Raw genomic sequence first — 24,968 nt, forward strand, 5'->3', positions numbered from 1 at the left:
TGCCCCTTGAGGTGATTTTGTCCAACATTCGTGAAGTGGCCCGGCTGGCCGGTGTATCAGTGGCCACGGTGTCCAGAACGCTGAAATCACCCGAGCGGGTGCTCCCCGAAACGCGGGACAAGGTCAACGCCGCGGTGGAACAGGCCGGCTATCGGCCGAACCTGATGGCGGTGCAGTTCCGTTCCCGCCGCACCGGCAACCTGGTGATCCTGGTGCCGACCATCGCCAACACGTTTTTCGCCCGGGTCATCAGCGGCGCACAGCAGGCCGCGCAGGCGGCGGGCTATCGGTTGCTGCTGTGCGACACCCAGGGCCGGGAAGCCATCGAACGGGAGTTCGCTGCGCTGGTCTACGCCCACCAGGCCGACGGAGTGATTCAGTTGCGCGCCAGCAACCCTTTTGAATCGCTGCCCCCTGGCGCTGAATCCCTGCCGCTGGTCAACGCCTGCGAAGTAGTCAAAGGCGCCCCCTACCCCACCATCAGCCTCGACAACCGGGCCGCCGCCCAGGCCATGACCGAGCATCTGATCGGCCTCGGCCATCGGCGCATCGGCATCATCAAGGGGCCACGCAGCAGTCCCCTGACCCTGGACCGCGTATCCGGCTATCAGGACGCCCTGCGCCAGGCCGGTATTGCCATCGACCCCAACCTGATCTGCCATGGCGACTTCACCTTGAAGGCCGGTGACGATGGCGCCGGCGCGATGCTGGAACTGGCCGACCGCCCCAGTGCGCTGTTTTGTGAGAACGACGAGATGGCCATCGGCGCGCTCAGGCGCATCAAGCAAATGGGCCTGCGGGTGCCCGAAGATATTTCACTGGTGGGTTTTGACGACATCCCGTTCGCCGCCTATTGCGACCCGCCACTGACCACCATTTCGCAACCTGCCGAAATCTTTGGCCAAAAAGCGGTAGAGATGCTGATCGCGCTGATCGAGAAGAAGCCGCTTGCCGAACGGCATGTGGTGTTGCCGTTTGAGTTGACGGTGCGTGGCAGTACGGCATCCCTGGCCTAACAAGGAACCTGTGGCGAGGGGATTTATCCCCGTTGGGCCGCGAAGCGGCCCTAAAACCTGACATCTTGGTGTGTCAGGCTCATAAGGTTGACTGAGCTTAGGGCTGCTTCGCAGCCCAACGGGGATAAATCCCCTCGCCACAATGGTCGACAACCTGAAGATCCGTTGCTACATCAGGCAAACGTCGCCCCCCGGGTATTCACGAACAGCGAATACAGCGAGTGGCTGCCGGCCATGAACAGCCGATTGCCTTCCCGCCCGCCAAAGCAGACATTGGGGCAGCGCTCCGGCAGGGAAATGTGCCCGATGGCTTTGCCCTCGGGGTTGAATACCCGCACGCCATCGAGTTTTTCCAGGTCGGCCTTGGGATCGCCGTTGCCACCCCAGCCACACCAGAGATTGCCGCTCTCATCGCATTTGATGCCATCGATAGCCGCGTAATCCAGGCCTTCGATGTGCTTGCGCCGCTCCCCCAGCGTGCCGTCGTCCTTGACGGTGATCGCCCAGATCAAGCGATTGGGTTTGGCCCGGCCTTCGACCACATAGAGGATTTTCTCGTCCGGGGAGAAACACAATCCGTTCGGCCCCGCCAAGTCGTCGATCACCCGGCTGACCTTGCCGGTTTCACCGTCGATGCGGTACACCGCGTGGGGCTGGGCAGGCGTGACTTTGTGTCCTTCGTAATTGTTGCCGGTCTGGAACGGTGGGTCGGTGAACCAGACCGAGCCATCGCGCTTGCACACGATGTCATTGGGCGAATTGAGCGGCTTGCCCTCGAAACTGTCTGCCAACACGGTAATGGTGCCGTTGTGCTCGGTACGGGTGATGCGCCGACCTTCGCTAGAGGTGGTGGAGCCTTCGCACACCAACAAACGTCCCTGGCGATCGCGGCACATGCCGTTGGAGAAATTGGAGTTCTCGCGGTACACCGACAGGCCACCGGTGACTTCATCCCAGCGCACGATGCGGTTGTTGGGAATGTCGCTGACCAGCAGGTAACGACCATCGCCCACCCACACCGGCCCTTCCGCCCAACGCAGGCCGGTGGCGAGTTTTTCCACACTGGCGTTGAAAATGCGCAAGTCCATGAAGCTGGGGTCAAGGATATTGACCAGCGGGTCCGGGTAACGCTGGCTCAGAGGCTCGGCCTGAGCCAGCCCCGGCAAGTTACCGAGGGTCGCGGCGGCCGCCGAGACCACCAGGGATCTTTTCAGGAATACCCGGCGGCCCTGATCGGTTGCAATTGCAGATTGCGAAGCATCCATCGTGCGTCTCCGTTAATTATTATTGGACGGGACGACAGTTTTACTACGTGATAAGACATCGTACAAGTATACGCACCCGTTCGTCCGAACAATCGATCACTCCGGGTGCAGCGGGATACGAACGGTAAAGGTCGTGCCGACTCGCGCCTTCGAATGGACCTCAATGGTGCCCTTATGGGCCGATACGATAGCCGAGGCGATGTGCAGGCCCAGTCCAAGCCCGGCCGTGGAACCGTACTGCATCTCACCGCTGCGCAGATGCCGGATCATCGGGTTGAAAATACTGGCAATGGCACCTTTCTCGATAGGCTTGCCCTGGTTGTTGATCGCAATCACTGCCATATCCTCTTCAGCGCTCAACGAAACGGTAATCGGCGTGCCCTCGGCGCCATGCTGGACGGCATTGCCGATCAGGTTGGAGAACACCTGTTCCATGCGTGCCTGGTCAAACAGCCCTTCCAGGGGACCGCTGGTTTCAAAAAGGATTCTGTTTTCCGGGTGATAGGCCCGCGCCTCCTCCACCATGCCTTCGCAGGCCGCCACCAGATCGCCGTTGAAGCGTTGCACCGGAATGCCCGAGCCCAGTTGCGTACGGGTGAAATCCAGCAGATCACCGACGATTTTGTTGGCTCGCTTGACGCTGGTGTAGATGCGCGACGTGATCTTGGTAGCTTTGGCGGGCAGGTCCCCGGCCCGCAGTAGCACTTCGGAGCTCAGCAGGATCGCGCCCAAGGGGCTGCGCAAGTCATGCCCGAGAATGCCGAGAAAGATATTGCGCGACGCATCCACCGCCCCCGAGTAACTGACGACGGACTCGGCCAAGGCCTGATCCACGGCCTCGTTGAAGCGAATCAGATCATCCATGACCTGTTTGTGATCCAGCTGGGTGTGCGGCATCCAGAGCATGAGCACGCTGGTGCGCAGGGCCCGGTATTCGGAAACCATTTGCTCCACGGTGAAACCCGAGGACTGGCGGATAACCGCATGGGTTTCGGCGGCGGTTTCGGCATCAGCCACCGGCGCCTCCCCGTGGGACTTGGCAATCTGTTCCTTGCGCGTTTGCGAGGTGCGCAAGTCGGCGGCGATGGTACGCAACATCTGCTCGGCATGGTCGCGCAGGGCCACGGAATCCATGCCAATGGACGCGGGGGTGATGGTTTTGGCGAAGTCTTCCCACGCCTGAAGAATCGGCTCGATATTGTCGAGAATGAAATCAGCCAGGCGCATGAGTGGTTCCGCAAGAAGGGTAATGCTGCAAACCACACAGCGGCCAGGTTCGTTGTACAGCAAAGCGCCAGACAATGTGCGCGGTCTTGCAAGGTCGCCACGCCGTTGTAGCCGTTGAACAGGCTACGAACCTTGTCTCTTGCCACCCTATGAGGTAAAAACCCCGATGTTGTACGACAACCTATAACTAAAATAGCTGATCCGGGGTCTTTTGCCCTGGCGGCCGCCTTCGAGACACCTGCCATGAATCGCCCCATCGCCGCACCTGACCTCCCCACGCCATTACCCCGCCACCTCGCGGTACTCGTCCTGCTGTGCATGGGCTGTGCCTTCGCCGGCAACCATGTCGCCGCGCGGGCCGCGTTTGATGACGGGGCCGGCGTGCTGCTGGCAATCCTGTTGCGCTCGGGCGGAACACTGCTGGTGTTGGCGGCGCTGGTGCTCTGGCAGCGACAGAGCCTGCGCCTGCCGTCCGGTGCGTGGCGCTGGCAATTGACCCTGGGGCTGTTGATCGGCGCCCAGAGCCTGTGCCTGTACTCCGCCGTGGCACGGGTGCCCGTGGCGTTGGCATTGTTGGTCGGCAACGTGTTTCCGATCCTGCTGGCCCTGCTGACCTGGGCGCTGGGAGGGCCCCGCCCGACGGCGCGCACCGCCGCGTTGATGGGCATGATCCTGGTGGGCCTGGTGTTCGTGCTGGAAGTGCCGGCACGGTTATCGTCCGGGCAGGACGTCGGCCCGCAATGGCTACTTGGGGTGGGCCTGGCCTTCTGCGCCGCCTGCGTGTTTGCCTGCGCGCTATGGATCACCGATCACAAGCTATCCCAGGTGCGTGGCTCGGTACGCAGCCTGCTGACGATTTTCATCGTCTTCAGCAGCGTCAACCTCGCCGGCCTGACCGGCGCCCTCCCCGGCGGTTTCGACCTGCCGGCCAGCAGTACCGGCTGGTTCGCCCTGGCGACCCTGGTGGTGCTCTACGGCACCGGATTCATTGTGCTGTTCATATCCGTGCCGCGCCTGGACATGCCGCGCAACGCCCCGGTGATGAACATCGAACCGCTGGCAACGTTGCTGATCGGCTGGCTGGTGCTGGACCAGATGCTCAATCCGGGCCAGGTGATGGGTGGCGCGATTGTGGTGACCGGCATCGTGTTACTGACCTATCGCAAGGTTGAGCGGGACAAGGTGGCTGTGGCTGAAGCGACGAATTGAACTGACCGAATGCCTTTGTGGCAAGGGATTTATCCCCTCGCCGCAAGGGTGTTGTGCCACCTCGCAGAGAGTCTCCGGCCTCCTGAAACTTGTTCCCAAACCCACAGTCCTACCCCAGCCGTGAAAACCTCGCCAACCTGCTGCGACGCGTTTTCCAGCTGATCGGCGCCAAGCCTGGCGCTATGGCAACTCCCCCTCTTGAGCCGTTCGTCCCATGCGCCATCCTGTTCGCTCTTGCCGTTTCGTTTCGCTGTGCTTGTTGACCCTGTTTCCTTTACTCACCAGTCCCGCCCATGCTCGCGGCGAAAGACAACTGGTGGACGCCATCAACGACTTCCGTGGCCAGTCGCGCCGTTGTGAATGGCGCACGGTACGTGCCACCCAGCCGCTGGTGCTGCGATCGAGCCTGGGCTTGCCGATCGGTTTTCGTGGAGGCTTGCGGGAAACCTTGAAAGACGCCGGCTATCAAGCCCGGGCCGTGCGTAGCATCCGCCTGACCGATGCACGGGACGCCGAAGAAGCCTTTGACATGCTGGCAGACGAACATTGCGCAGCGCTGCTGGACAACCAGTACGCTGACATCGGCGTCAATCGGGTCGGTGATGAATGGCGCGTGGTGCTGGCGCAGCCCATGGGCGGTACGCGGATGGACGATGCGGGTTCGGCGGACAAGACACTGCTGGCTCAAGTCAACGCCGCCAGGGCCAGGCCGCGGATGTGCGGGAGCCAGCGCTTCGCGGCGGCTCGGCCGCTGAGCTGGAACGCCGCGCTGGGAGCCGCCGCCCAAGGCCACAGCCGGTCGATGGCCCGCGAGAATTTTTTTGCCCACCGCGATCCGGACGGTCGCTCCACCTCCGATCGGGCCAAGAGCGCCGGCTTTCGCGGACGTAAATTGGGCGAGAACATCGCCGCCGGCCAACGCTCACCGAGCCAGGCCCTGCACGACTGGCTCGCCAGCCCGGGGCACTGCGCCAACCTGATGAACCCGATGTTCACCCAGATGGGCGCAGCTTCCGCCAGCGACTCGCGCAGCGATGCGGGGGTGTACTGGACGATGGTGTTAGGCGCTCCTTGAGGAGCCAGAATCGCCCAAACTTGCAAACAGCGAATCTGTGGCGAAGGGGATCCCCACCTGTGGGAGCAAAGCTTGCTCGCGATGAAGATAACGCGGTCTCCCTGGGAACCGAAGCGCATGCATCGCGAGCAAGCTTTGCTCCCACACAACGGGGATAAATCCCCTCGCCACAGGGGTCAGACAACCTTGTCTTTCGGATCAGAGGCGGACTTCAGCAGCCGGCACCACGTCGATCCGCGACACCGCACTGCTCAGCCGCCCCAGCCGGTTGTTGTGGTTGGCGATGATCTGCTCGGCGGACATGCTGCCGTTGGCCACCGTGGAGTGGGCGTCGGCGGCCAGGACCACGTCGAACCCCAAGGCATGGGCCTGGCGCACGGTGGCGTTGATGCAATAGTCGGTTTGCAGCCCGCAGATCACCAGGCGATCAATGCTGCGGGCTTGCAGCAGCGACAGTAGATCGGTCTGGTAGAAGGCGTCCGGCGTGGTCTTGCGCACCCGCAGGTCATCGGCCGCGGTCAACAGGTCGTCGGCCAGTTGCCAGGCGGCAGAGCCATATGTCAACGAGCCTTCCAACTCTTCGTGCTGGACCAGGATCACCGTCAAGCCGAGGGCCCTGGTCTTGGCGGCGAGGTCGTTGATGGTCCGGATGACGCGCTGGATGTCGAAGCATTCCTCTTCGCCGCGGCACAGTGCGTTCTGGACGTCGATGATCAGCAATGCGGTGTTCATGGCTTTCCTCTTGAAAACGCTGCTCGATCCCAACCGCTATCAATAGCCCAGCGATAAGCCGGTGTTGCGACGGGGGTCGTTGGCGCCATAGAAACGGTTCTTGCCGACTGGCTTACCACCCAATGACGGCGCGCCGACCAAAATCGCGGCAATGTGGTTGGGGTCCTGCGGGCCGGCAAACTTGTGCCCCCAGCTTTCCAGCAGTTTCTGGGTATCCGGGCTGGCGGCGAAGGTTTCGAGGTTGGTTTGCTCCGGCATCCATTGCTGGTGAAAACGCGGCGCATCGACAGCCTCCTGGAGGTTCATGCCGTAGTCGATCACGTTGAGGATGGTCAGCAACGTCGCGGTAATGATCCGGCTACCGCCCGGGGTGCCCACCACCATGACCGTCTTGCCGTCCTTGGTGACAATGGTCGGGCTCATGGATGACAGCGGCGCCTTGCCCGGCGCGATGGCGTTGGCCTCGCCCTGCACCAGGCCATACATGTTGGGCACGCCGACCTTCGCGGTGAAGTCGTCCATCTCATCATTGAGAATCACCCCGGTCTTGCTCGCCATGACGCCGGCACCGAACCAATCGTTAAGGGTGTAGGTGACCGAAACGGCGTTGCCCCACTTGTCGACGATGGAGTAATGGGTGGTGTTGCTGCCCTCATGGGGCGCCACGCCGGGCTTGATCTTCTGGGAGTCGCCGGCCTTTTGTGGCTCGATCGCCGCCCGCAGCTTGGCGGCGTAGTTTTTATCCAGTAGATGATCGATGGGGTTCTTCACGAAGTCCGGGTCACCCAGGTAGCTGTTGCGGTCCACGTAGGCGTGACGCATGGCTTCGATCTGATAGTGCATGCCCTGGGCCGAATGGAAGCCCAGGTCCTTCATCGGATAACCATCGAGGATGTTCATGATCTGGCACAGCACCACCCCGCCGGAACTGGGCGGCGGCGCCGAGATGATGTGGTAGCCGCGATAGTCGCATTCCACCGGGGCCAGCTCGCGGGTCTTGTACTTGTCCAGGTCGGCCTGGGTGATGATGCCTTTGTTGGCCTGGCTGGACGTGACCAGGGCATCGGCCACCCAACCTTTATAGAAACCATCGGCGCCCTTGGCGGAGATTTCCCGCAGGGTCTTGGCGAGGTCTTTCTGCACCAGCTTCTGGCCGACCTGCATCGGTTCGCCGTTATGCAGGAAAATCGCACCGGAGTCGCGCATGTCCTTCTTGAACACATCGGTGGCGGTTTCCAGCAGATCGACATCGCCCTGCTCCAGGGTGAAGCCTTCCTCGGCGAACTTGATGGCCGGGGCGATCAGTTCCGCCCGAGGCTTGCTGCCATACTTTTTCAACGCCAGCTCCATGCCGGAGACAGTGCCGGGCACGCCCACGGCCAGGTGCCCACGGGTGCTGAGGTCAGGAACGACGTTGCCGTCCTTGTCCAGGTACATGTTGGCGGTGGCGGCCAGGGGGGCTTTTTCGCGGAAATCCAGGAAGGTCTTGCGGCCGTCGGCCAATTGGAGCGTCATGAACCCACCGCCGCCGAGGTTACCCGCTGCCGGATACACCACCGCCAGGGCGTATCCCACCGCCACCGCCGCATCCACGGCATTGCCGCCATTCTTGAGCACGTCGACACCCACATGGGTCGCCAGGTGCTGAGCGGTGACCACCATGCCGTTCTCGGCGGCCACCGGCGCCTGGGAGGCAGCAAACGTCGATAAACAACCGAGGGTCAATGACGTAGCGATGAGGGTCCGGGCTAAGGATTCGAACTTCATGAGTCGGTCTCTTCTTGTTTTAAGGATAGGGATCGCTTCAAAAGCATTAGGCAGTATGGCCCGGTTTGTGGAATGCGCTTGTCAGCCGTCGGCTGGGTTACGGCGACATCCCCTTTGAGATAGGCTCGTGCGTTGATTTTTTACTGAATAGGGACATCACCGATGACGCTGCGAATCGAACGCACGGACACGCCCACCGACGAAGAACGTCAGGCCATTCTCGCTCCGCTACGGGCCTATAACACGGCCAAGACTGGCGGGACGGTGCCTGAGCTGGTCGCTTGGCTGGTGCGGGACGAACACGACGAAATTGTCGGGGGGCTCTACGGCCGAGTGTTTTTCCGCTGGCTGTATATCGAGTTGCTGGTGGTGCCGGAACAGGCCCGGGGCCAGGGCACGGGCTCGACCCTGATGCAAATGGCCGAAGAGTTGGCCCGGGAGAAAAACTGCGTGGGCATCTGGCTGGAGACCTTCGACTTCCAGGCGCCGGAGTTCTACCGCAGGCACGGCTTTACGACAGTCGGCCAGATCGACGACTACCCGCCGGGCCACCAGCACTTCTTCCTCCAGAAGCGCCTCGCTCCCACCGACTGAAACCCGACCTTGTGGAGGCGAGCCTGCTCGCGATGGCAGGCACCTCAATCTGCCTGCTTAAAGACAAGTCGCCAACGCCGCCAACCGGCGCTTGGCCACGAAGTCGTCATGCTTGGCGTAATAGTTCAACGTCGTACCGTCAGCACCGGTTTGCAAATCGACAAACGCTTCGGCGGAGCGGGTGTAGACCGTCGAGCCCCCCTGCTTGCCCGGTTGCAGGTAGGCACCAGCATCGACACCGAACACCGTTTCGTCCTGCCAGGAGAACTGCACGCACTGGGCCACGACCTGTTCGGGTTTGTCCGAGGTCATGATCTTGTATGGGGCCTGGGTCCGGGCCTCGTTCATCGCCGAACCCGCGCAGCCGGCCAGCAAGGTTGCGGCCAGGGCCACCGTCAACATTCGCATTGCGTTCACTCATCAAGAAAAAAACGGACTGTAGCACTGCGGCCCCCGCCTTCGTGCTGCTTTACTGAAATTTACACGGGACATCGGCCTGCGATTCGCGCAACCTGTCGCGCCATTGCCACCAGCCATCGCGGAACACTCCATGACCCCCAACGCCGAGTTCTACAAACCCACCGCCGAATACGCCGACAAACTCATCAGCCAGATCGGCCAGACTCCTTCCTGGATCGCCAAGCGAATCGGCGTCACCGACAAGCGGATTCGCTACATTCTCGACGGCGAACGCACCGTCAAGGGCGAAACCACGCCGATCCAGATGACCTACACCGAACAGTTCGCCCTCGAATGTCTCGCGGCTGCGGCCAAGGCCAGCAAAAAGCAGTCTTCATCCCCTAAGGAGTGATCATGGCGGCAACCGAACAGCAACACGAACAGGCCTTGGAAAAGTTTCTCGACGAGCGTCCCGAACTGCGCATCGAGTTGGACCACCTCAACCCGCTGCTGGCCCAGGCCAAGGGCGAGACCGCTGCGCAGTACCGCGCTGAGCGGCTGCATGAAGCCTTCGAAGCCGAGGCCGAACGCCTGGGCCTGTTCGCCTGGGAACTGACCCTGCAACTGACCGCCGCCTCCCCCGAGGACTACCAGGCCCAGCGCCTGGAGGTACATAAGGAAGTGGCGGAAATGGCGGGGATGGAGTGGGCGGAGTATTGCGAACTGCATGGCCTCAAAACCCAAGGCTGAACACATCCCTGTGGCGAGGGGATTTATCCCCGCTGGGCTGCGAAGCAGCCCCTCTTCCAGTCACCGCAGTCTGTCTGATGCACCGCGTTGGCAAATCCAGGGGCTGCTTCGCAGCCCGACGGGGATAAATCCCCTCGCCACACAGTGTTCACCCCATGCCCTGGTGAACACCCTTGGCAATCGCCCCTGCGCCCATAAAGCTTTATCATGGCCGCAGTTTTGCTGATCGGGTCTGTCATGAAGTTCGCCATTGCGCTGTTTTCCGCCGCCCATGCGCCCTCCTCGCGCCGAGCGCTGTTGTTTGCCCAGGCTGCGCTGGCAAGTGGGCATGAAATCGTGCGGTTGTTTTTCTATCAGGACGGCGTTTATAACGCCGCCAGCAGCGTCGTCCCCCCCCAGGACGAACAGGACCTGCCCCAGCAGTGGCGCGCGTTCGTCAGCGACAATCGGCTCGATGGCGTGGTCTGCATCGCGGCGGCGTTGCGCCGTGGTGTGTTGAACGACGAGGAAGCCCAGCGCTACCAGCGTTCTGCGGTCAGCGTCGAAGCACCCTGGGCCTTGTCTGGGCTGGGTCAGTTGCACGATGCGATCCAGGACGCCGACCGTCTGATCTGCTTTGGAGGCGCGTGAATGGCCAAGTCGTTATTGCTCATCAGCCGCCAGGCCCCATGGTCCGGCCCCGGCGCCCGTGAAGCGCTGGACATCGTCCTGGCCGGTGGTGCGTTCGACCTGCCCATCGGCCTGCTGTTTCTCGATGACGGCGTGTTCCAGCTCACGTCAGGCCAAAACGCCAAGGCGGTCCAGCAAAAGGATCTGAGCGCCAACTTGCAGGCATTGCCGATGTTCGGCGTCGAAGACCTGTTCCTCTGCGCCGCCAGCGCCGCCGAACGCGGCATCGCCACCGATGCCCTGGCACTGGGCGAGGTAAAAGTACTGACTGCGCCGGACATCGCCGCGCTCATCGACCGCTACGACCAGGTGATCACCCTCTGATGTCGACTTTGCATGTGTTGTCTCATTCGCCCTTCGGCGATAACCGCCTTGCCAGTTGCCTGCGGCTACTGGGCAATCAGGATGCGCTGTTGCTGTGTGGCGACGCGACGTATGCGTTGCAACCGGGCAGCCCACCGTTTGAAGTGCTGCAAGCCGCTGGCGTGAACCTGTTCGTGCTCGCCGAAGACCTCCAGGCCCGTGCCCTGGACACACCAGACTGGGCCGAAGCCATCAACTATTCAGGTTTCGTCGAGCTATCGATCGAGCACGACAAGGTCAACACCTGGCTATGAAGACGCTGAAGGTGGGCGAGCGCACCATCGCGCTGGACAAGGACGGCTACCTGGCCGACCTTGATGACTGGTCGGCCGAGGTGGCCACGGCTCTGGCAACCGCCGAAGACATTGAGCTCGGCCCCGAACACTGGGAGATCCTCGAACTGCTGCGCGGTTTCTACGACGAATTCCAGCTTTCCCCCGCGACCCGGCCGCTGATCAAGTACACGGCACTGAAACTGGGCGCGAACAAAGGCAACAGCCTGCACCTGAACCGATTGTTCAAAGGCACTCCCGCCAAACTCGCCGCCAAGCTGGCGGGCCTGCCCAAACCGACGAATTGCTTATGACCGACTTTCCATCGCTGTCCCTTGAGACCCCGGCCGAACACCCGTTCGCCCAGTTCGTACGCATCCTTGGCAAAGGCAAGCGCGGTGCCCGCAACCTGACCCGCGAAGAAGCCCGCGAGGCCATGGGCATGGTGCTCGACGAAAAGGTCGAGGACACCCAGCTTGGCGCCTTCCTGATGCTGTTGCGGCACAAGGAAGAAAGCGCCGAGGAAATGGCCGGCTTCACCGAAGCCCTGCGCGAACGCCTGGTTGTCCCGGCCTTGGCGGTAGACCTCGACTGGCCGACCTATGCCGGCAAGAAGCGCCATTTGCCGTGGTACCTGCTGGCGGCCAAGTGCCTTGGGCAGAACGGTGTGCGGATTTTCATACACGGCGGCGGTGCTCACACCGCAGGTCGGCTCTACACCGAACAATTGCTCGGCTTGCTGCAGATCCCGCTGTGCCGGGATTGGCAGCAGGTCGGTAGCGCGCTGGACAACGGCGGCCTGGCCTTCATGCCACTGGTGGACTGGGCGCCGCAAATGCAGCGGATGATCGACCTGCGCAACACCTTGGGCTTGCGCTCGCCGATCCACTCCCTGGCACGGATTCTCAACCCGTTGGGCGCCCGTTGCGGGCTGCAAAGCATCTTCCATCCGGGCTATCAGGCGGTGCATCGCGATGCCAGCGGGTTGCTGGGTGATACCGCCATCGTGATCAAGGGCGACGGCGGCGAGATCGAGATCAACCCGGACGCTGACAGTCACTTGTACGGCACCACCGGTGGCACCAGTTGGGATGAAGAATGGCCGCGACTGTCCGAACAACGCCACGTCAAGCCGGAAAGCCTCGACCCCGAGCACCTGAAAGCCGTCTGGCGCGGCGACGTTGAAGACAGCTACCCGCAACTCGCCTTGATCGCCACCATGGCCCTGGCCTTGCGCGGCCTGGGCCTGGCGCGCGAAGAGGCTTTCGAACGGGCCCGGCAATATTGGGATGCCCGGGATCGATCGATTTAGTCGATCATCAACGCCCAACCTTTGCGCTTTTAGTTCGAACCCATCGGCATAGACTGCCCTCCAATGTTTATTGGCCGAGGAGATCGAGATGGGTTTGTTAGTAGAGGGCCGCTGGCGGGATCAGTGGTATGAAAGCAAGGACGGCACGTTCCAGCGCGAACAGGCGCAACGCCGTCACTGGGTGACCACCGACGGCAGCGCCGGCCCCAGCGGCGAAGCCGGGTTTGCCGCCGAGGCCGGGCGCTACCATTTGTACGTGTCCCTGGCCTGCCCCTGGGCCCATCGCACGCTGATCTTTCGCAAGCTCAAGGGCCTGGAAGACCTGATCGACGTCTCGGTGGTCAGCTACCTGATGCTGGAAAACGGCTGGACCTTCGACAAGGCCCACGGCTCCACCGGCGACAAACTCGACAACCTGAGCTTCCTGCACCAGCGCTACACCGCCGATACCGAGGACTACACCGGTCGCGTCACCGTGCCGGTGCTGTGGGACAAACGCCAACAGCGCATCGTCAACAACGAATCGGCGGAAATCATCCGCATGTTCAACAGCGCCTTCGATGGGCTGACCGGCAACAACCTGGATCTTTACCCCGAACCGCTACGCAGTGACATCGATGCGCTGAACGAGCGCATCTACCCGGCGGTGAACAACGGCGTGTATCGCGCCGGGTTCGCCACCACCCAAGCGGCCTACGAAGAGGCATTCGACGGTTTATTCGCCGAACTGGACCGGTTGGAAGCCTTGCTGGCGACCCAACGCTACCTGGCCGGTGAATATCTGACGGAGGCTGATATCCGACTGTTCACCACGATAATCCGTTTCGACGCGGTGTATTTCGGCCACTTCAAGTGCAACCTGCGGCGCATCGCCGATTATCCGAACCTGTCGAACTGGCTGCGGGAGCTGTATCAGTGGCCGGGCATTGCCGAGACCGTGGATTTCACCCATATCCAGGGCCATTACTATGGCAGCCATAAGACCATCAACCCCAATGGGATCGTGCCCAAGGGGCCGAAGCAGGACTTTACGGTCGCCCATGATCGGGGAAGGTTGAGTGGGAAAGGGATTTGGCTTGGTTCTGGGAAGTGATCTGGGGTCTTGATTGCCTCTGAAGGCCCATCGCGAGCAGGCTCGCTCCCACACTTGATCGTCGTTCAACCATGAATCTGCGGTTGTACACGGCCCACTGTGGGAGCGAGCCTGCTCGCGATTGGAGACGACGCGGTCTTCCTAAACCTGCCCCTGGGCCCCTTCAAACCAAGCCAGTTTCTCGCGCAGTTGTACCACTTCCCCAACGATCACCAGCGTCGGCGCATGCACTTCATGCTCGGCCACCAGCCGTGGCAAATCCGCCAGGGTGCCGGTGAAGACTCGCTGATTGGATGTCGTGCCTTGCTGGATCAACGCCGCCGGTGTGTCCGCCGCGCGACCATGCTTGATCAGCTCGTTGCAGATCACCGGCAATCCCACCAACCCCATGTAGAACACCAGCGTCTGGGCCGGGGACACCAGGTCGGCCCATGGCAAGTCGCTGGTACCGTCCTTGAGATGGCCGGTGATGAACCGCACCGACTGGGCGTAGTCACGATGGGTCAGGGGGATCCCGGCGTAGGCCGCACAACCACTGGCGGCGGTGATGCCCGGGACAACCTGGAACGGGATGCCGTGGGCCGCCAGCTCTTCGATCTCCTCGCCGCCACGGCCGAAGATGAACGGATCACCGCCCTTCAACCGCACCACTCGCTTACCTTGTCGGGCCAAGTCCACCAATTGCTGGTTGATCTGGTCCTGGGGCACGGCGTGTTCGGAGCGGCGCTTGCCAACGTAGATGCGCTCGGCGTCGCGCCGACACAGTTCCAGGATTGCCGGCGCCACCAAGCGGTCATACAGCACCACGTCGGCCTGCTGCATCAAGCGCAAGGCACGGAAGGTCAGCAGGTCAGGATCACCCGGCCCAGCCCCCACCAGATAGACTTCGCCCGGCGCGTTCGGCGCCTGGCCGTCGATCTTTTCCTGCAGCAGGCGCTCGGCTTCGGCACCCTGCCCGGCCAGTTGACGGTCGGCGATAGGGCCTTGGAACACTTCTTCCCAGAACGCCCGACGTTGCTGCACATCGGGAAACAAGCCTTTGACCTGGCTGCGAAAACGCGCCGCCAGCCCGGCCAGTTGCCCGTAGGTCGATGGAATCCAGGTTTCCAGCTTGGCCCGGATCAACCGCGCCAGCACTGGCGCGTCGCCGCCGCTGGACACCGCGATCACCAGGGGCGAACGGTCGACGATGGCCGGAAAAATCACACTGCACAAGGCTGGCGCGTCCACCACGTTGACCGGCACGCAACGCTTGTGGGCATCAGCCGACACCTGGGCGTTGAGCGATTCGTCGTCGGTGGCAGCGATGATCAGACCGCAGCCGTCCAGGTCCACTTCCACGTAGCCACGCAGGATGCATTCACCGCCGCTGCCACCGACCAGTTCCCGCAACTGCGGTTCGATATCGGGTGCGACCACCCGCAACAACGCGCCGGCATCGGCCAGCAGGCGAGACTTGCGCAAGGCAATCTCGCCGCCGCCAACCACCAGCACGCGGCTGCCGCGCAGGTTGTGGAACAGTGGCAAATAGTCCATTTAACCGATGACCTCGATGCCGCCCATGTACGGTTTCAACACCTCGGGCACACGGATCGAACCGTCGGCCTGCTGGTAGTTTTCCAGCACCGCCACCAGGGTCCGGCCCACCGCCAGGCCGGAGCCATTGAGGGTGTGGACCAGTTCCGGCTTGCCGGTTTCCGGGTTGCGGAAACGCGCCTGCATACGGCGGGCCTGGAAGTCGCCACAGTTGGAGCACGAGGAAATCTCGCGGTACTTGTCCTGGCTCGGGATCCAGACCTCCAGATCGAAAGTCTTGACCGCGCTGAAGCCCATGTCGCCGGTACACAGCGCCAGGGTGCGATACGGCAGTTCCAGCAGTTGCAGGACCTTCTCGGCATTGGCGGTCAGGCTTTCCAGCGCCTCCATGGACTTCGAAGGCTCGACGATCTGGACCATCTCGACTTTGTCGAACTGGTGCTGGCGGATCATGCCCCGGGTGTCGCGACCCGACGCCCCGGCTTCACTGCGGAAGCACGGCGTGTGGGCGACGAACTTGATCGGCAGTTGCTTGGCGTCGACGATCTCGCCAGCGACGATGTTGGTCAGCGACACTTCGGCGGTCGGGATCAGGTACAGGTCGGCCTCGCCGTCGCGGCTGATCTTGAACAGGTCTTCCTCGAACTTCGGCAACTGGCCGGTGCCCTGCAAGGCCGGGGCCTGGACCAGGTACGGTGTGTAGGCTTCTTCGTAACCGTGTTCGGTGACGTGCAGGTTGATCATGAACTGCGCCAGGGCCCGATGCAGACGGGCAATCGGCCCGCGCAACAGGGCAAAACGCGCGCCGGAAAGCTTGGCGGCGGTTTCGAAATCGAGCCAGCCGAACTTCTCGCCCAGGGCCACATGGTCCTGCACCGGGAAATCGAAGACCTTTGGCGTGCCCCAGCGGCGCACTTCGACGTTGCCCTCTTCGTCTTCACCGACCGGTACCGATTCGTGCGGCAGGTTCGGGATGCCCAGCAGGATCGAATCCAGCTCGGTCTGGATCGCGTCCAGCTCGACCTTGCCAGCGCTCAATTCGCCCGCCATGCGCTCGACATCGGCCATCAGCGGCGCGATGTCTTCACCACGCTGCTTGGCTTGGCCGATGGACTTGGAGCGCGCGTTACGTTCAGCCTGCAGGGCTTCGGTGCGGGTCTGGACGGTCTTGCGCTGTTCTTCCAGCGCTTCGATGCGCGCGACGTCCAGGGCATAGCCACGGGAAGCCAGGCGATCCGCTACGTCCTGAAGGTTGCTACGTAACAGTTTGGAATCGAGCATGTCGGTCTCTCGTTATCAAAGTTTGGTCAGGGACAGGCCGGCCCATGTGGCGAGCAGCCCGCCGAATACGCTGATGGCCGCATAGCCCAGGGCCAGCGGCACCTGCCCGCTTTCCAGCAAGCGCACCGTATCCAGTGAAAAGGATGAAAAAGTCGTCAGGCCGCCAAGAAAGCCGACGATCAGGCCCGCACGTACCTCGATGGGCACTTCCGGGCGCATCAAAAACAGACCGTATAGAACACCGATCAGCAGACAGCCCACGATATTAACGGCCAGCGTCGCGGTATAGAAGTGCCGCGGCCAATTTGCATTGATCCAGTTGCCGGTCGCGAAGCGCACCAACGTACCGGCAACGCCACCTGCGGAAACTGCAAGAATCAGGGGGATCAAGGTTTTCTCCGCTGCCGTGGACTCAAGCGGTCCAATTGCGCCAAGTGGTTGAGCTTCTCGCCGATCTTCAGTTCCAGGCCACGGGGCACCGGCTGATAGAAGCGCTGGGGTTCGAGTTCATCGGGGAAATAGTCTTCGCCGGCGGCATAAGCGTCCGGCTCATCGTGGGCGTAACGGTATTCCTCGCCATAGCCCAACTGCTTCATGAGCTTGGTCGGCGCATTGCGCAGGTGCAGCGGCACTTCAAGGGAGCCATGCTCGGTAGCGCTGCGCATCGCCGCCTTGAAGCCCATGTACACGGCGTTGCTTTTCGGCGCACAGGCCAGGTAGGTGATCGCCTGGGCCACGGCAAGCTCGCCTTCCGGGCTGCCCAGGCGCTCCTGCACATCCCAGGCTGCCAGGCACAGGCTCAGGGCGCGAGGGTCGGCGTTGCCGATGTCTTCGCTGGCCATGCGCACCACGCGCCGCGCCAGGTACAGCGGATCGCAGCCGCCGTCGATCATTCGCGCAAACCAGTACAAGGCGGCATCGGGGTTGGAGCCGCGGATGGATTTGTGCAGCGCCGAGATCTGGTCATAGAACGCTTCGCCGCCCTTGTCGAAGCGCCGCCGGGTATCGCCCAGCAAGCTTTGCAACAGCTCGACGCCAATCTCGCTATCGTCCTCAGCCAGGTCCGAGGCGTTTTCCAGCAGGTTGAGCAAGCGCCGGCCATCACCGTCAGCGGCCGAAAACAGGATCTGGAACCCTTCGTCGCTGAGGCTCAAATGCCGCTTGCCCAGGCCGCGCTCCTCGGTCAATGCCCGATGCACCAGCTTGCGCATCGCCGCTTCGTCGAGGCTCTTGAGCACATAGACCCGCGCCCGGGACAGCAACGCGTTATTGAGTTCGAACGAAGGGTTTTCGGTGGTCGCACCAATGAAGATCAGCGTGCCGTCTTCCACGTAGGGCAGGAACGCGTCCTGTTGGGATTTGTTGAAGCGGTGCACTTCGTCGACGAACAGGATGGTGCGCTTGCCGTACTGGCCGGCCTGCTGCTTGGCCACTTCCACCGCCTGGCGGATTTCCTTGACCCCGGCCAGCACCGCCGAAACCGTTTCGAAATGGGCGTCCGAGACTTCCGCCAGCAGCCGCGCCAAGGTGGTCTTGCCCACGCCCGGCGGGCCCCAGAAGATCATCGAGTGCAGCGCGCCCTGCTCCAGCGCTTCGCGCAGCGGCTTGCCGCGAGCGAGCACATGCTCCTGGCCGACGTACTCATCCAGGTTGGTCGCGCGCAGGCGGGCGGCCAATGGCTGGGCAATCGGGGCGCTTCGAAACAGGTCCATCACTACTTATACAACCTCCACTGGGTCCTGATACCGATTCTCTCTGCAGAAGCAGATCTGTGGGAGCAGACCTGTGGGAGCAAGGCTTGTCCGCGATTGCATCGCCTCGGTCTACCAGATACACCGAGGTGTCTGTATCGCGGGCAAGCCTTGCTCCCACAGACCAATTTCCACAGACCATTCCTACAGGCCATTTCCCACAGGGGCTTTGTGTTTACTCCTGGATCACGTCCGCACCCTTGGGGATGTCGAACTTGAACTTGGATGCCGCGATCGGCTCGTTGGCCTTGACCCCGGTGAACAGGATATTGGTGCGCTGGCCGACACTGTCGATCAGTTGCATGTCGTTGACCAGGCCGTTGCGGAACGACAGGCGCAGGTTGTCGAACAGGCTGTCCTTGGTCTTGGGCTTGAGGGTGAAGTCAATCACGCCGCCGGCCTCCTTGGCACTGATGTCGAAGCTCTGGCTGATCTTGGAGATGTCGCCGGAGAGCAGCAATGCCGGGGTCTGGGTCAGGCGCTGGTCGAGGGTCTTGATGGTGACCTGCTCCAGGTCCGGGTCCCACAGGGAGACTTTCTTGCCGTCGGAGACCATCAATTGCTCGGCCGGCGCGTCGGTGTGCCAGTAGAACAGGCCCGGGCGCTGCAACGCCATTTCGCCAGCGGTTTCCTGCAACTGGGTGCCGCTGCCGTCAAGGGTCAGTTGGGAGAAACGCGCGGTCAGGGTCTGGGAGCGCTCCAGTAACTGGGTCAAGCGGGCCACGTCCTTTTCATCGGCGTGGGCCGACAAGGTGGTCAGGGCCAATACGGGCAACAGCAACATGCGAATCAGGCGCATGGGAGTCCTCATGAAGTCGTGGGGGTCGGGCGGCGTGTCAGCAAGCCGCCCGGGTCGTTAGTCGCGCATCGGGCCCGGCGCCAGTACTTCGCGCGAACCGTTGGTGTTCATGGCCGTCACCACCCCGGCCATTTCCATGGCTTCGATCATGCGAGCGGCGCGGTTGTAGCCAATCTTCAGCTTGCGCTGAACAGCAGAAATCGAGGCCCGACGGCTCTCCAGGACGAACTGCACCGCTTCGTCGTAGAGCGCATCGGTTTCAGCATCGTCGTCACCGCCGCCACTACTGCCTTCGAAACCGCTGCCGGCTTCTTCGACACCGTTGAGGATGTCGTCGTTGTATTCAGGTGCGCCGCGCAGCTTCCAGGCCTCCACCACGCGGTGCACTTCGTCGTCGGAAACGAACGCGCCGTGTACACGGATCGGCAGGCTGGTGCCCGGCGGCATGTAGAGCATGTCACCGTGGCCGAGCAACTGCTCGGCACCGCCCTGGTCGATGATGGTCCGCGAGTCGATCTTGCTCGACACCTGGAATGCCATGCGGGTCGGGATGTTGGCCTTGATCAGGCCGGTGATCACGTCCACCGACGGTCGCTGTGTGGCGAGGATCAGGTGGATACCGGCCGCACGGGCCTTCTGGGCGATACGGGCGATCAGCTCTTCGACCTTCTTGCCGACGATCATCATCATGTCGGCGAATTCGTCCACCACCACCACGATGGTCGGCAGCTTGTGCAGCAGCGGCGCTTCGTCGTGGATATTCTCGCGGTGATACAGCGGGTCGCTCAACGGCGTACCGGCTTCCTCGGCTTCCTTGACCTTGGCATTGAAGCCCGACAGGTTGCGCACGCCCATCTTCGCCATCAGCTTGTAGCGGCGTTCCATCTCGGCAACGCTCCAGCGCAAGGCATTGGCGGCGTCCTTCATGTCGGTGACCACCGGGCACAGCAGGTGCGGGATGCCCTCGTAGATCGACAGCTCGAGCATTTTCGGGTCGATCATGATCAGCTTGGCGTCTTCCGGGCCGGACTTGAACAGGATCGACAGGATCATCGCGTTCACACCCACCGATTTACCGGAACCGGTGGTACCGGCCACCAGCAAGTGGGGCATTTTCGCCAGGTCAGTGATGACTGGCTTGCCACCGATGTCGTGGCCCAGGGCCAGGGTGACCGGCGACTTGTGGTTGTCGTACTCCGGCGTGGACAGTACCTCGGAGAAGCGCACGATCTGCCGGTCTTCGTTGGGGATCTCGATCCCCACGGTGGTCTTGCCGGGAATCACCTCCACCACCCGCACGCTGGTCACGGCCAGGGAACGCGCCAGGTCCTTGGCGAGGTTGGCGATGCGGCTGACCTTCACGCCGGCGGCCGGCTGGATTTCGTAGCGGGTGATGACCGGGCCCGGGTGAATCGAATCCACCGAGACCTCGACGCCGAACTCCTTGAGCTTGATCTCCAGCAAGTGGCCGACAGCCGCCAGGGATTCGGGGGAATAGTTGAGCTGTTTCTTTTCGGCCGGGTCCAGGATCGAGATCGGCGGCAAGGTGCCTTCCACCGCGCTGTCGACGAACAGCGGCGCCTGTTTCTCTTTCTGCACGCGCTTGCTCTGCTCCGGCGGCTTGGCCGGGGCCATGGTAATGACCGGTGGCACCTGTTTCTCGCGCTCGGACATGTGCTTGCTCAAGGCCTGCTCACGCTCTATCAGGCGCTCCTTGACCTTGGCCTGCTCGCGCTTGTCCGGCGTCGTCGGGGCCACCACATCGTGGACCCGGTCGTCGACTTCACGCAGTTGCGCCACCAGTTGCTTGCGCTCGGTGCGCGCCGCCCACCAGCGGTTCACGACACCCTGGATCAGTTCGATCAGGTCGAGGGTGATCTTGCCGGTGACGTCCATGACCTTGAACCAGGACAAGTCGGTGAACACCGTCAGGCCGAACAGGAACAGGGCGATGAACAGCAGCGTGCTGCCCTGGATATTCAGGGCGTTCCTGGCCAGGTCGCCGAGGCTTTCCCCCAGCGCACCGCCCGCCCCGGCCGGCAAGCCGGTGGGCGCATGGAAATGGATATGGGCCAGCGCGGCCCCCGACAACACCAGGAACACCAGGCCGATCAGGCGCCAGGAGAACAGCCAGCCGCTCCACTGCCACGGTTCGTGGCGCTGGCGGAAGATCTGGTAGGCCTTGATCGCCAGCAGCAACGGGAAGATGTAGGCGAAATAGCCCAACACCATGAACAGGATGTCGGCGCTGTAGGAACCGGCCGGGCCGCCGAAATTCTGCACGTCGTCGATCTTGCTGTTATGGCTCCAGCCCGGATCGTCCTTGCCGTAGGTCAGCAGGGCCATCATCAGGAACAGGCACAGGGCACCGATGGCGATCAACGCACCTTCCTTGAGCCGGTAGTGCAATTGCTGGCGCCAGAGCGGAACGACTGGTTTGGGTGCTGCGGTGGATTTCTTCAAAACGCTTCTTTTCCTGCGCCTACGGCGCGTCCATCTGTTGAATGACTATAAAAAACTGCCCATTACGAGCAGGTAAAAAAGTGAATGTGCACAACCGGTACTACTTTTACCACTGTGAGGTGCATCCAGAAAACCACAGGTGTTGCCGAAGATTTTGATCTTTAGCCCATCCAGCGCTCAAAACTCAAGCATTGTACGGGTTTGTCGACGCCAAGGCATTGCCTGACAGCATAGCCGGATTCAGGCTGCACACGCGCTAATTGGACCATGCATTCTCTTTTGTGACAAAGGCTTATGAGGTGTTTTTTATGAGCGAAGTGAAGCATTCACGCCTGATCATTCTCGGGTCCGGCCCTGCGGGGTACAGCGCTGCTGTCTATGCCGCCCGCGCCAACCTCAAACCTGTTGTCATTACCGGCCTGCAGGCCGGCGGCCAGCTCACCACCACCGTGGAAGTCGATAACTGGCCCGGCGATGTCGAAGGCCTGACGGGCCCGGTACTGATGGAGCGCATGCAACGGCACGCCGAGCGCTTCGACACGCAGATCGTCTACGACCATGTCCACACCGCCAAGTTGCAACAGCGCCCGTTCGAATTGATCGGCGACAGCGGCACCTACACCTGTGATGCGCTGATCATTGCCACCGGTGCCTCGGCCCAGTACCTGGGCCTGCCCTCGGAGGAAACCTTCGCTGGCAAAGGGGTTTCCGCGTGTGCGACCTGCGATGGCTTTTTCTACCGCAACCAGGTGGTGGCCGTGGTCGGCGGCGGCAATACCGCAGTCGAGGAGGCCCTGTACCTGTCGAACATCGCCAGGGAAGTGCACCTGATCCACCGCCGCGACAAGCTGCGCTCAGAGAAAATCCTGCAGGACAAACTCTTCGAAAAAGCCGCCAACGGCAATATCAAGCTGCACTGGAACCTGAACCTGGACGAAGTCCTGGGCGACGCCAGCGGCGTGACTGCCGCGCGTTTGCGGCACAGCGAGACCGGCGAAACCAGCACGCTGTCCCTGGCTGGCGTGTTCATAGCCATCGGCCACAAACCCAATACCGAACTGTTCCAGGGCCAGCTGACGATGCGTGACGGTTACCTGATCGTGCGCGGCGGCAGCGAGGGCAACGCCACCGCGACCGCTATCGAAGGCGTGTTCGCCGCCGGCGATGTGGCCGACCACGTCTATCGCCAGGCAATCACCTCCGCCGGCGCCGGCTGCATGGCCGCACTCGATGCCGAGAAGTATCTCGATGACATCCCTGCCGTTTGACGGTTAACCTTCCAGGCGAGTCCTCGCTGATGCGCGAGGCCCGCCGCCTGCCGCCCTCCCCTTCTACTTAAGCCGGATACCAATGCTGACCTGGTTACAACGCAACAGCTTCGAATTCCCGCCACTGGCAAAAGCCATGCGCGACCCCAACGGGTTATTGGCCGCCGGCGGCGATCTCTCCGCCGACCGGCTGATCCAGGCTTATCGCCACGGCTGCTTCCCATGGTTTTCCGAGGGGCAACCGATCCTGTGGTGGTCGCCGGACCCACGTACGGTATTGTTTCCCGACGAACTGCACATATCCCGCAGCCTGGACAAACTGCTGCGCAAGCAGCGCTATCAAGTGACGTTTGACCGAGATTTCGCGGCGGTCATCCAGGCGTGCGCCGCGCCTCGGGACTATGCCGAGGGCACCTGGATCACCGACGCCATGCAAACCGCTTATCGGGAACTACACCGACGCGGTTTTGCCCATTCGGTGGAAGTGTGGGACCAGGGGATGTTGGTGGGTGGCCTGTATGGCCTGGCCATGGGGCAGCTGTTCTTTGGCGAGTCCATGTTCAGCCGGGCCGACAATGCCTCGAAATTCGGCTTCGCCACCCTGGTCCAGCACCTCAAGGCCGCCGGTTTCGTGCTGATCGACTGCCAGATGCCCACCGAGCACCTGCACAGCCTCGGCGCACGGTCGATCCCACGCAATGAATTTGCCGATTATCTAAAGGCGCATCTGGACCAACCCAACCATGCGACATGGGTTTGCTGAGCGACATTCGCGCTCCTGGCTTACAATTAAATTCAAAGCTTATCCCGAGGGTCGATCATGACCGAGTTGGCGCGTTTGAAGTTCTATGCCACTCAGCCCCACTCTTGCAGTTATCTGCCGGAGGAGCAGGCCACGACGCTGTTCCTCGACCCTAGCCAGCCCATGGATGTGCATGTCTACGCAGACCTGTCGGAAATGGGCTTTCGCCGTAGCGGCGACCACCTCTACCGGCCTCATTGCCAACACTGCAACGCCTGTGTCCCGGCGCGCATCCCTGTCGCGCAATTTCTGCCCAACCGCCAACAGAAACGCATTTTCAAGCGCAACGCCGACCTTCAGGTCCGCCCGGTCAAGCCGCAGTTCACCGAGGAATATTTCGACCTGTACCAGCGCTACATCGAACAACGCCATGCCGATGGCGACATGTACCCACCCAGTCGCGATCAGTTCTCGACCTTCCTGGTGCGTGACCTGCCGTTTTCGCGTTTCTATGAGTTCCGCCTGGACGGACGGCTGGTAGCCATCGCCGTCACGGACCTGCTGCCCAATGGCCTTTCGGCGGTATACACCTTCTACGAGCCAGACGAAGAACGGCGCAGCCTGGGCCGGTTTGCCATCCTCTGGCAAATCAACGAAGCCCGGCGCCTGGGACTGGAAGCGGTATACCTGGGCTACTGGATCAAGAACTGCAAGAAAATGAACTACAAGACCCAATATCGCCCCATTGAACTGCTGATAAACCAACGCTGGGTTGTCCTGAGTTAGAACCCTTCGGCTTAAAAGCTAGAACCCCTTGGCTTGAACCCCCTTTTTCGGGCACAATGCACGCCGCTTTTGCCTGGCGCAGTTGCACCGGGCCATTCACTGGATACCGAGGGCTTTACTGCATGTCGAAAGAAGACAGCTTCGAAATGGAAGGCACTGTCGTCGACACCCTGCCCAACACCATGTTTCGTGTGGAGTTGGAAAATGGGCACGTCGTAACCGCGCATATCTCCGGCAAGATGCGCAAGAACTACATTCGTATTCTTACCGGTGACAAAGTGCGCGTCGAGCTGACGCCCTATGACTTGAGCAAAGGGCGCATCACTTACCGCGCTCGCTAACAAGTCAATACAAAACGCCCGGCTGATGCCGGGCGTTTTTGTTTGTCCGCCCCCACGATCACCTCACACCCCTGTGGGAGCGAGCCTGCTCGCGATGAGGCCGGCACATTCGGCATTACTGCCAACTGACCCACCGCTTTCGCGAGCAGGCTCGCTCCCACAGGAGATTTGTGGCGGATGCAAATCCTGCAGTTATCCAGCCCCCCCACAGGGACTAGGTATTGCTGAAATAGCAAAAAAGGCGCCTTTCGGCGCCTT

27 protein-coding genes are annotated in these 24,968 nt (G+C 61.9%); 16 read left to right on the top strand and 11 right to left on the bottom strand.

Going from position 1 to position 24,968, the window contains the following annotated elements; genetic code table 11:
• The first annotated feature begins 17 nt into the window (after window positions 1-17).
• Complete coding sequence (locus PBDP_RS18760) at window positions 18-1,016, top strand: LacI family DNA-binding transcriptional regulator (protein ID WP_163857958.1); 999 nt, start codon at window positions 18-20, stop codon at window positions 1,014-1,016.
• A 173-nt stretch (window positions 1,017-1,189) separates the two neighbouring features.
• Here the strand turns inward: PBDP_RS18760 and PBDP_RS18765 are convergent, their stop codons facing one another.
• Window positions 1,190-2,281 carry an SMP-30/gluconolactonase/LRE family protein gene (locus PBDP_RS18765; protein WP_116832836.1) on the bottom strand — a complete coding sequence of 364 codons (1,092 nt, stop codon included), beginning with the start codon at window positions 2,279-2,281 and terminating at the stop codon, window positions 1,190-1,192.
• A 96-nt stretch (window positions 2,282-2,377) separates the two neighbouring features.
• Window positions 2,378-3,508 carry a sensor histidine kinase gene (locus PBDP_RS18770; RefSeq protein ID WP_116832837.1) on the bottom strand — a complete coding sequence of 377 codons (1,131 nt, stop codon included), beginning with the start codon at window positions 3,506-3,508 and terminating at the stop codon, window positions 2,378-2,380.
• A 243-nt stretch (window positions 3,509-3,751) separates the two neighbouring features.
• Here PBDP_RS18770 and PBDP_RS18775 point away from each other — a divergent pair, with 243 nt between their 5' ends.
• Together PBDP_RS18775 and PBDP_RS18780 are read left to right on the top strand one after the other, a co-directional pair.
• Entirely contained in the window at window positions 3,752-4,717 is a 966-nt protein-coding gene (locus PBDP_RS18775) for an EamA family transporter (protein WP_109755527.1), read from the top strand.
• 214 nt (window positions 4,718-4,931) lie between these two features.
• Window positions 4,932-5,792 carry a CAP domain-containing protein gene (locus PBDP_RS18780; RefSeq protein WP_116832838.1) on the top strand — a complete coding sequence of 287 codons (861 nt, stop codon included), beginning with the start codon at window positions 4,932-4,934 and terminating at the stop codon, window positions 5,790-5,792.
• Window positions 5,793-5,990: 198 nt separating this feature from the next.
• On the opposite strand, the gene PBDP_RS18785 is transcribed toward PBDP_RS18780, so the two are convergent.
• Together PBDP_RS18785 and ggt are read right to left on the bottom strand one after the other, a co-directional pair.
• Window positions 5,991-6,524, bottom strand: coding sequence for a cysteine hydrolase family protein (locus PBDP_RS18785; RefSeq protein ID WP_109755529.1), 534 nt, complete (start codon window positions 6,522-6,524; stop codon window positions 5,991-5,993).
• Between the two features lie 39 nt (window positions 6,525-6,563).
• Window positions 6,564-8,291: a gamma-glutamyltransferase gene (gene ggt / locus PBDP_RS18790; RefSeq protein WP_116832839.1), complete on the bottom strand. Its 1,728-nt coding sequence runs from the start codon at window positions 8,289-8,291 to the stop codon at window positions 6,564-6,566.
• A 162-nt stretch (window positions 8,292-8,453) separates the two neighbouring features.
• Between ggt and PBDP_RS18795 the strand changes: the two genes are divergently transcribed.
• Window positions 8,454-8,885, top strand: coding sequence for a GNAT family N-acetyltransferase (locus tag PBDP_RS18795; protein ID WP_116832840.1), 432 nt, complete (start codon window positions 8,454-8,456; stop codon window positions 8,883-8,885).
• Between the two features lie 57 nt (window positions 8,886-8,942).
• On the opposite strand, the gene PBDP_RS18800 is transcribed toward PBDP_RS18795, so the two are convergent.
• Complete coding sequence (locus PBDP_RS18800) at window positions 8,943-9,293, bottom strand: hypothetical protein (protein WP_109755532.1); 351 nt, start codon at window positions 9,291-9,293, stop codon at window positions 8,943-8,945.
• Between the two features lie 142 nt (window positions 9,294-9,435).
• Between PBDP_RS18800 and PBDP_RS18805 the strand changes: the two genes are divergently transcribed.
• The 8 genes from PBDP_RS18805 (at window position 9,436) to PBDP_RS18840 (ending at window position 13,743) form a co-directional block, all read left to right on the top strand.
• Window positions 9,436-9,696, top strand: coding sequence for a hypothetical protein (locus PBDP_RS18805; protein ID WP_109755533.1), 261 nt, complete (start codon window positions 9,436-9,438; stop codon window positions 9,694-9,696).
• Window positions 9,697-9,698: 2 nt separating this feature from the next.
• Window positions 9,699-10,034, top strand: a complete 336-nt coding sequence (locus tag PBDP_RS18810) for a DUF6388 family protein (protein ID WP_109755534.1) — start codon at window positions 9,699-9,701, stop codon at window positions 10,032-10,034.
• 237 nt (window positions 10,035-10,271) lie between these two features.
• Window positions 10,272-10,664 (top strand): sulfurtransferase complex subunit TusD, encoded by a 393-nt coding sequence (tusD, locus tag PBDP_RS18815; RefSeq protein ID WP_116834246.1) that lies wholly within the window; start codon window positions 10,272-10,274, stop codon window positions 10,662-10,664.
• A complete protein-coding gene (tusC, locus tag PBDP_RS18820; protein ID WP_109755535.1) occupies window positions 10,665-11,027 on the top strand; it encodes a sulfurtransferase complex subunit TusC in 363 nt (120 codons plus the stop codon). It abuts the gene before it with no gap.
• A complete protein-coding gene (tusB, locus tag PBDP_RS18825; RefSeq protein ID WP_109755536.1) occupies window positions 11,027-11,320 on the top strand; it encodes a sulfurtransferase complex subunit TusB in 294 nt (97 codons plus the stop codon). Before tusC ends, tusB begins: the two co-directional genes overlap by 1 nt.
• Window positions 11,317-11,652, top strand: coding sequence for a TusE/DsrC/DsvC family sulfur relay protein (locus PBDP_RS18830; protein ID WP_116832841.1), 336 nt, complete (start codon window positions 11,317-11,319; stop codon window positions 11,650-11,652). The genes tusB and PBDP_RS18830 overlap by 4 nt, the downstream gene beginning before the upstream one ends.
• Window positions 11,649-12,650, top strand: a complete 1,002-nt coding sequence (locus tag PBDP_RS18835) for a glycosyl transferase family protein (protein ID WP_212801144.1) — start codon at window positions 11,649-11,651, stop codon at window positions 12,648-12,650. Before PBDP_RS18830 ends, PBDP_RS18835 begins: the two co-directional genes overlap by 4 nt.
• An 88-nt stretch (window positions 12,651-12,738) precedes the next feature.
• Window positions 12,739-13,743 (top strand): glutathione S-transferase family protein, encoded by a 1,005-nt coding sequence (locus PBDP_RS18840; protein ID WP_212801145.1) that lies wholly within the window; start codon window positions 12,739-12,741, stop codon window positions 13,741-13,743.
• A gap of 141 nt (window positions 13,744-13,884) precedes the next feature.
• Here PBDP_RS18840 and cysG read toward each other — a convergent pair whose 3' ends face one another.
• From cysG to PBDP_RS18870, 6 genes are all read right to left on the bottom strand, one after another.
• Window positions 13,885-15,279, bottom strand: a complete 1,395-nt coding sequence (gene cysG / locus PBDP_RS18845; RefSeq protein ID WP_109755540.1) for a siroheme synthase CysG — start codon at window positions 15,277-15,279, stop codon at window positions 13,885-13,887.
• Entirely contained in the window at window positions 15,280-16,560 is a 1,281-nt protein-coding gene (gene serS / locus PBDP_RS18850) for a serine--tRNA ligase (protein WP_163857948.1), read from the bottom strand.
• A gap of 15 nt (window positions 16,561-16,575) precedes the next feature.
• Window positions 16,576-16,950, bottom strand: coding sequence for a fluoride efflux transporter CrcB (gene crcB, locus PBDP_RS18855; RefSeq protein WP_013693703.1), 375 nt, complete (start codon window positions 16,948-16,950; stop codon window positions 16,576-16,578).
• On the bottom strand, window positions 16,947-18,272 hold the full coding sequence (locus PBDP_RS18860) for a replication-associated recombination protein A (RefSeq protein ID WP_003203328.1): 1,326 nt from the start codon (window positions 18,270-18,272) through the stop codon (window positions 16,947-16,949). Before PBDP_RS18860 ends, crcB begins: the two co-directional genes overlap by 4 nt.
• Window positions 18,273-18,486: 214 nt before the next feature.
• A complete protein-coding gene (gene lolA, locus PBDP_RS18865; RefSeq protein ID WP_134924967.1) occupies window positions 18,487-19,110 on the bottom strand; it encodes an outer membrane lipoprotein periplasmic chaperone LolA in 624 nt (207 codons plus the stop codon).
• 57 nt (window positions 19,111-19,167) lie between these two features.
• Window positions 19,168-21,573 (bottom strand): DNA translocase FtsK, encoded by a 2,406-nt coding sequence (locus PBDP_RS18870; protein WP_109755544.1) that lies wholly within the window; start codon window positions 21,571-21,573, stop codon window positions 19,168-19,170.
• 308 nt (window positions 21,574-21,881) lie between these two features.
• Here PBDP_RS18870 and trxB point away from each other — a divergent pair, with 308 nt between their 5' ends.
• The 4 genes from trxB to infA all read left to right on the top strand — a co-directional run bounded on the left by trxB (window position 21,882) and on the right by infA (window position 24,710).
• The gene (gene trxB / locus PBDP_RS18875) at window positions 21,882-22,841 is read left to right on the top strand and encodes a thioredoxin-disulfide reductase (RefSeq protein ID WP_212801146.1); all 960 of its coding nucleotides are present in this window, start codon (window positions 21,882-21,884) and stop codon (window positions 22,839-22,841) included.
• Between the two features lie 82 nt (window positions 22,842-22,923).
• Window positions 22,924-23,604 carry a leucyl/phenylalanyl-tRNA--protein transferase gene (gene aat / locus PBDP_RS18880; RefSeq protein WP_109755546.1) on the top strand — a complete coding sequence of 227 codons (681 nt, stop codon included), beginning with the start codon at window positions 22,924-22,926 and terminating at the stop codon, window positions 23,602-23,604.
• A gap of 57 nt (window positions 23,605-23,661) precedes the next feature.
• A complete protein-coding gene (locus tag PBDP_RS18885; RefSeq protein WP_109755547.1) occupies window positions 23,662-24,369 on the top strand; it encodes an arginyltransferase in 708 nt (235 codons plus the stop codon).
• 122 nt (window positions 24,370-24,491) lie between these two features.
• The gene (infA, locus tag PBDP_RS18890) at window positions 24,492-24,710 is read left to right on the top strand and encodes a translation initiation factor IF-1 (RefSeq protein ID WP_002553999.1); all 219 of its coding nucleotides are present in this window, start codon (window positions 24,492-24,494) and stop codon (window positions 24,708-24,710) included.
• Window positions 24,711-24,968 lie beyond the last annotated feature (258 nt).

Origin of the sequence: Pseudomonas sp. St290, from assembly GCF_018325805.1 — a bacterium.
In the GTDB taxonomy this organism is placed as follows: Bacteria; Pseudomonadota; Gammaproteobacteria; order Pseudomonadales; family Pseudomonadaceae; genus Aquipseudomonas; species Aquipseudomonas bijieensis.

Coding starts and splice junctions, on each gene's coding strand:
- PBDP_RS18765 (WP_116832836.1), bottom strand. CDS start 2,281: ATGGATGCTTCGCAATCTGCAATTGCAACCGATCAGGGCCGCCGGGTA.
- PBDP_RS18770 (WP_116832837.1), bottom strand. CDS start 3,508: ATGCGCCTGGCTGATTTCATTCTCGACAATATCGAGCCGATTCTTCAG.
- PBDP_RS18775 (WP_109755527.1), top strand. CDS start 3,752: ATGAATCGCCCCATCGCCGCACCTGACCTCCCCACGCCATTACCCCGC.
- PBDP_RS18780 (WP_116832838.1), top strand. CDS start 4,932: ATGCGCCATCCTGTTCGCTCTTGCCGTTTCGTTTCGCTGTGCTTGTTG.
- PBDP_RS18785 (WP_109755529.1), bottom strand. CDS start 6,524: ATGAACACCGCATTGCTGATCATCGACGTCCAGAACGCACTGTGCCGC.
- ggt (WP_116832839.1), bottom strand. CDS start 8,291: ATGAAGTTCGAATCCTTAGCCCGGACCCTCATCGCTACGTCATTGACC.
- PBDP_RS18795 (WP_116832840.1), top strand. CDS start 8,454: ATGACGCTGCGAATCGAACGCACGGACACGCCCACCGACGAAGAACGT.
- PBDP_RS18800 (WP_109755532.1), bottom strand. CDS start 9,293: ATGCGAATGTTGACGGTGGCCCTGGCCGCAACCTTGCTGGCCGGCTGC.
- PBDP_RS18805 (WP_109755533.1), top strand. CDS start 9,436: ATGACCCCCAACGCCGAGTTCTACAAACCCACCGCCGAATACGCCGAC.
- PBDP_RS18810 (WP_109755534.1), top strand. CDS start 9,699: ATGGCGGCAACCGAACAGCAACACGAACAGGCCTTGGAAAAGTTTCTC.
- tusD (WP_116834246.1), top strand. CDS start 10,272: ATGAAGTTCGCCATTGCGCTGTTTTCCGCCGCCCATGCGCCCTCCTCG.
- tusC (WP_109755535.1), top strand. CDS start 10,665: ATGGCCAAGTCGTTATTGCTCATCAGCCGCCAGGCCCCATGGTCCGGC.
- tusB (WP_109755536.1), top strand. CDS start 11,027: ATGTCGACTTTGCATGTGTTGTCTCATTCGCCCTTCGGCGATAACCGC.
- PBDP_RS18830 (WP_116832841.1), top strand. CDS start 11,317: ATGAAGACGCTGAAGGTGGGCGAGCGCACCATCGCGCTGGACAAGGAC.
- PBDP_RS18835 (WP_212801144.1), top strand. CDS start 11,649: ATGACCGACTTTCCATCGCTGTCCCTTGAGACCCCGGCCGAACACCCG.
- PBDP_RS18840 (WP_212801145.1), top strand. CDS start 12,739: ATGGGTTTGTTAGTAGAGGGCCGCTGGCGGGATCAGTGGTATGAAAGC.
- cysG (WP_109755540.1), bottom strand. CDS start 15,279: ATGGACTATTTGCCACTGTTCCACAACCTGCGCGGCAGCCGCGTGCTG.
- serS (WP_163857948.1), bottom strand. CDS start 16,560: ATGCTCGATTCCAAACTGTTACGTAGCAACCTTCAGGACGTAGCGGAT.
- PBDP_RS18860 (WP_003203328.1), bottom strand. CDS start 18,272: ATGGACCTGTTTCGAAGCGCCCCGATTGCCCAGCCATTGGCCGCCCGC.
- lolA (WP_134924967.1), bottom strand. CDS start 19,110: ATGCGCCTGATTCGCATGTTGCTGTTGCCCGTATTGGCCCTGACCACC.
- trxB (WP_212801146.1), top strand. CDS start 21,882: ATGAGCGAAGTGAAGCATTCACGCCTGATCATTCTCGGGTCCGGCCCT.
- aat (WP_109755546.1), top strand. CDS start 22,924: ATGCTGACCTGGTTACAACGCAACAGCTTCGAATTCCCGCCACTGGCA.
- PBDP_RS18885 (WP_109755547.1), top strand. CDS start 23,662: ATGACCGAGTTGGCGCGTTTGAAGTTCTATGCCACTCAGCCCCACTCT.
- infA (WP_002553999.1), top strand. CDS start 24,492: ATGTCGAAAGAAGACAGCTTCGAAATGGAAGGCACTGTCGTCGACACC.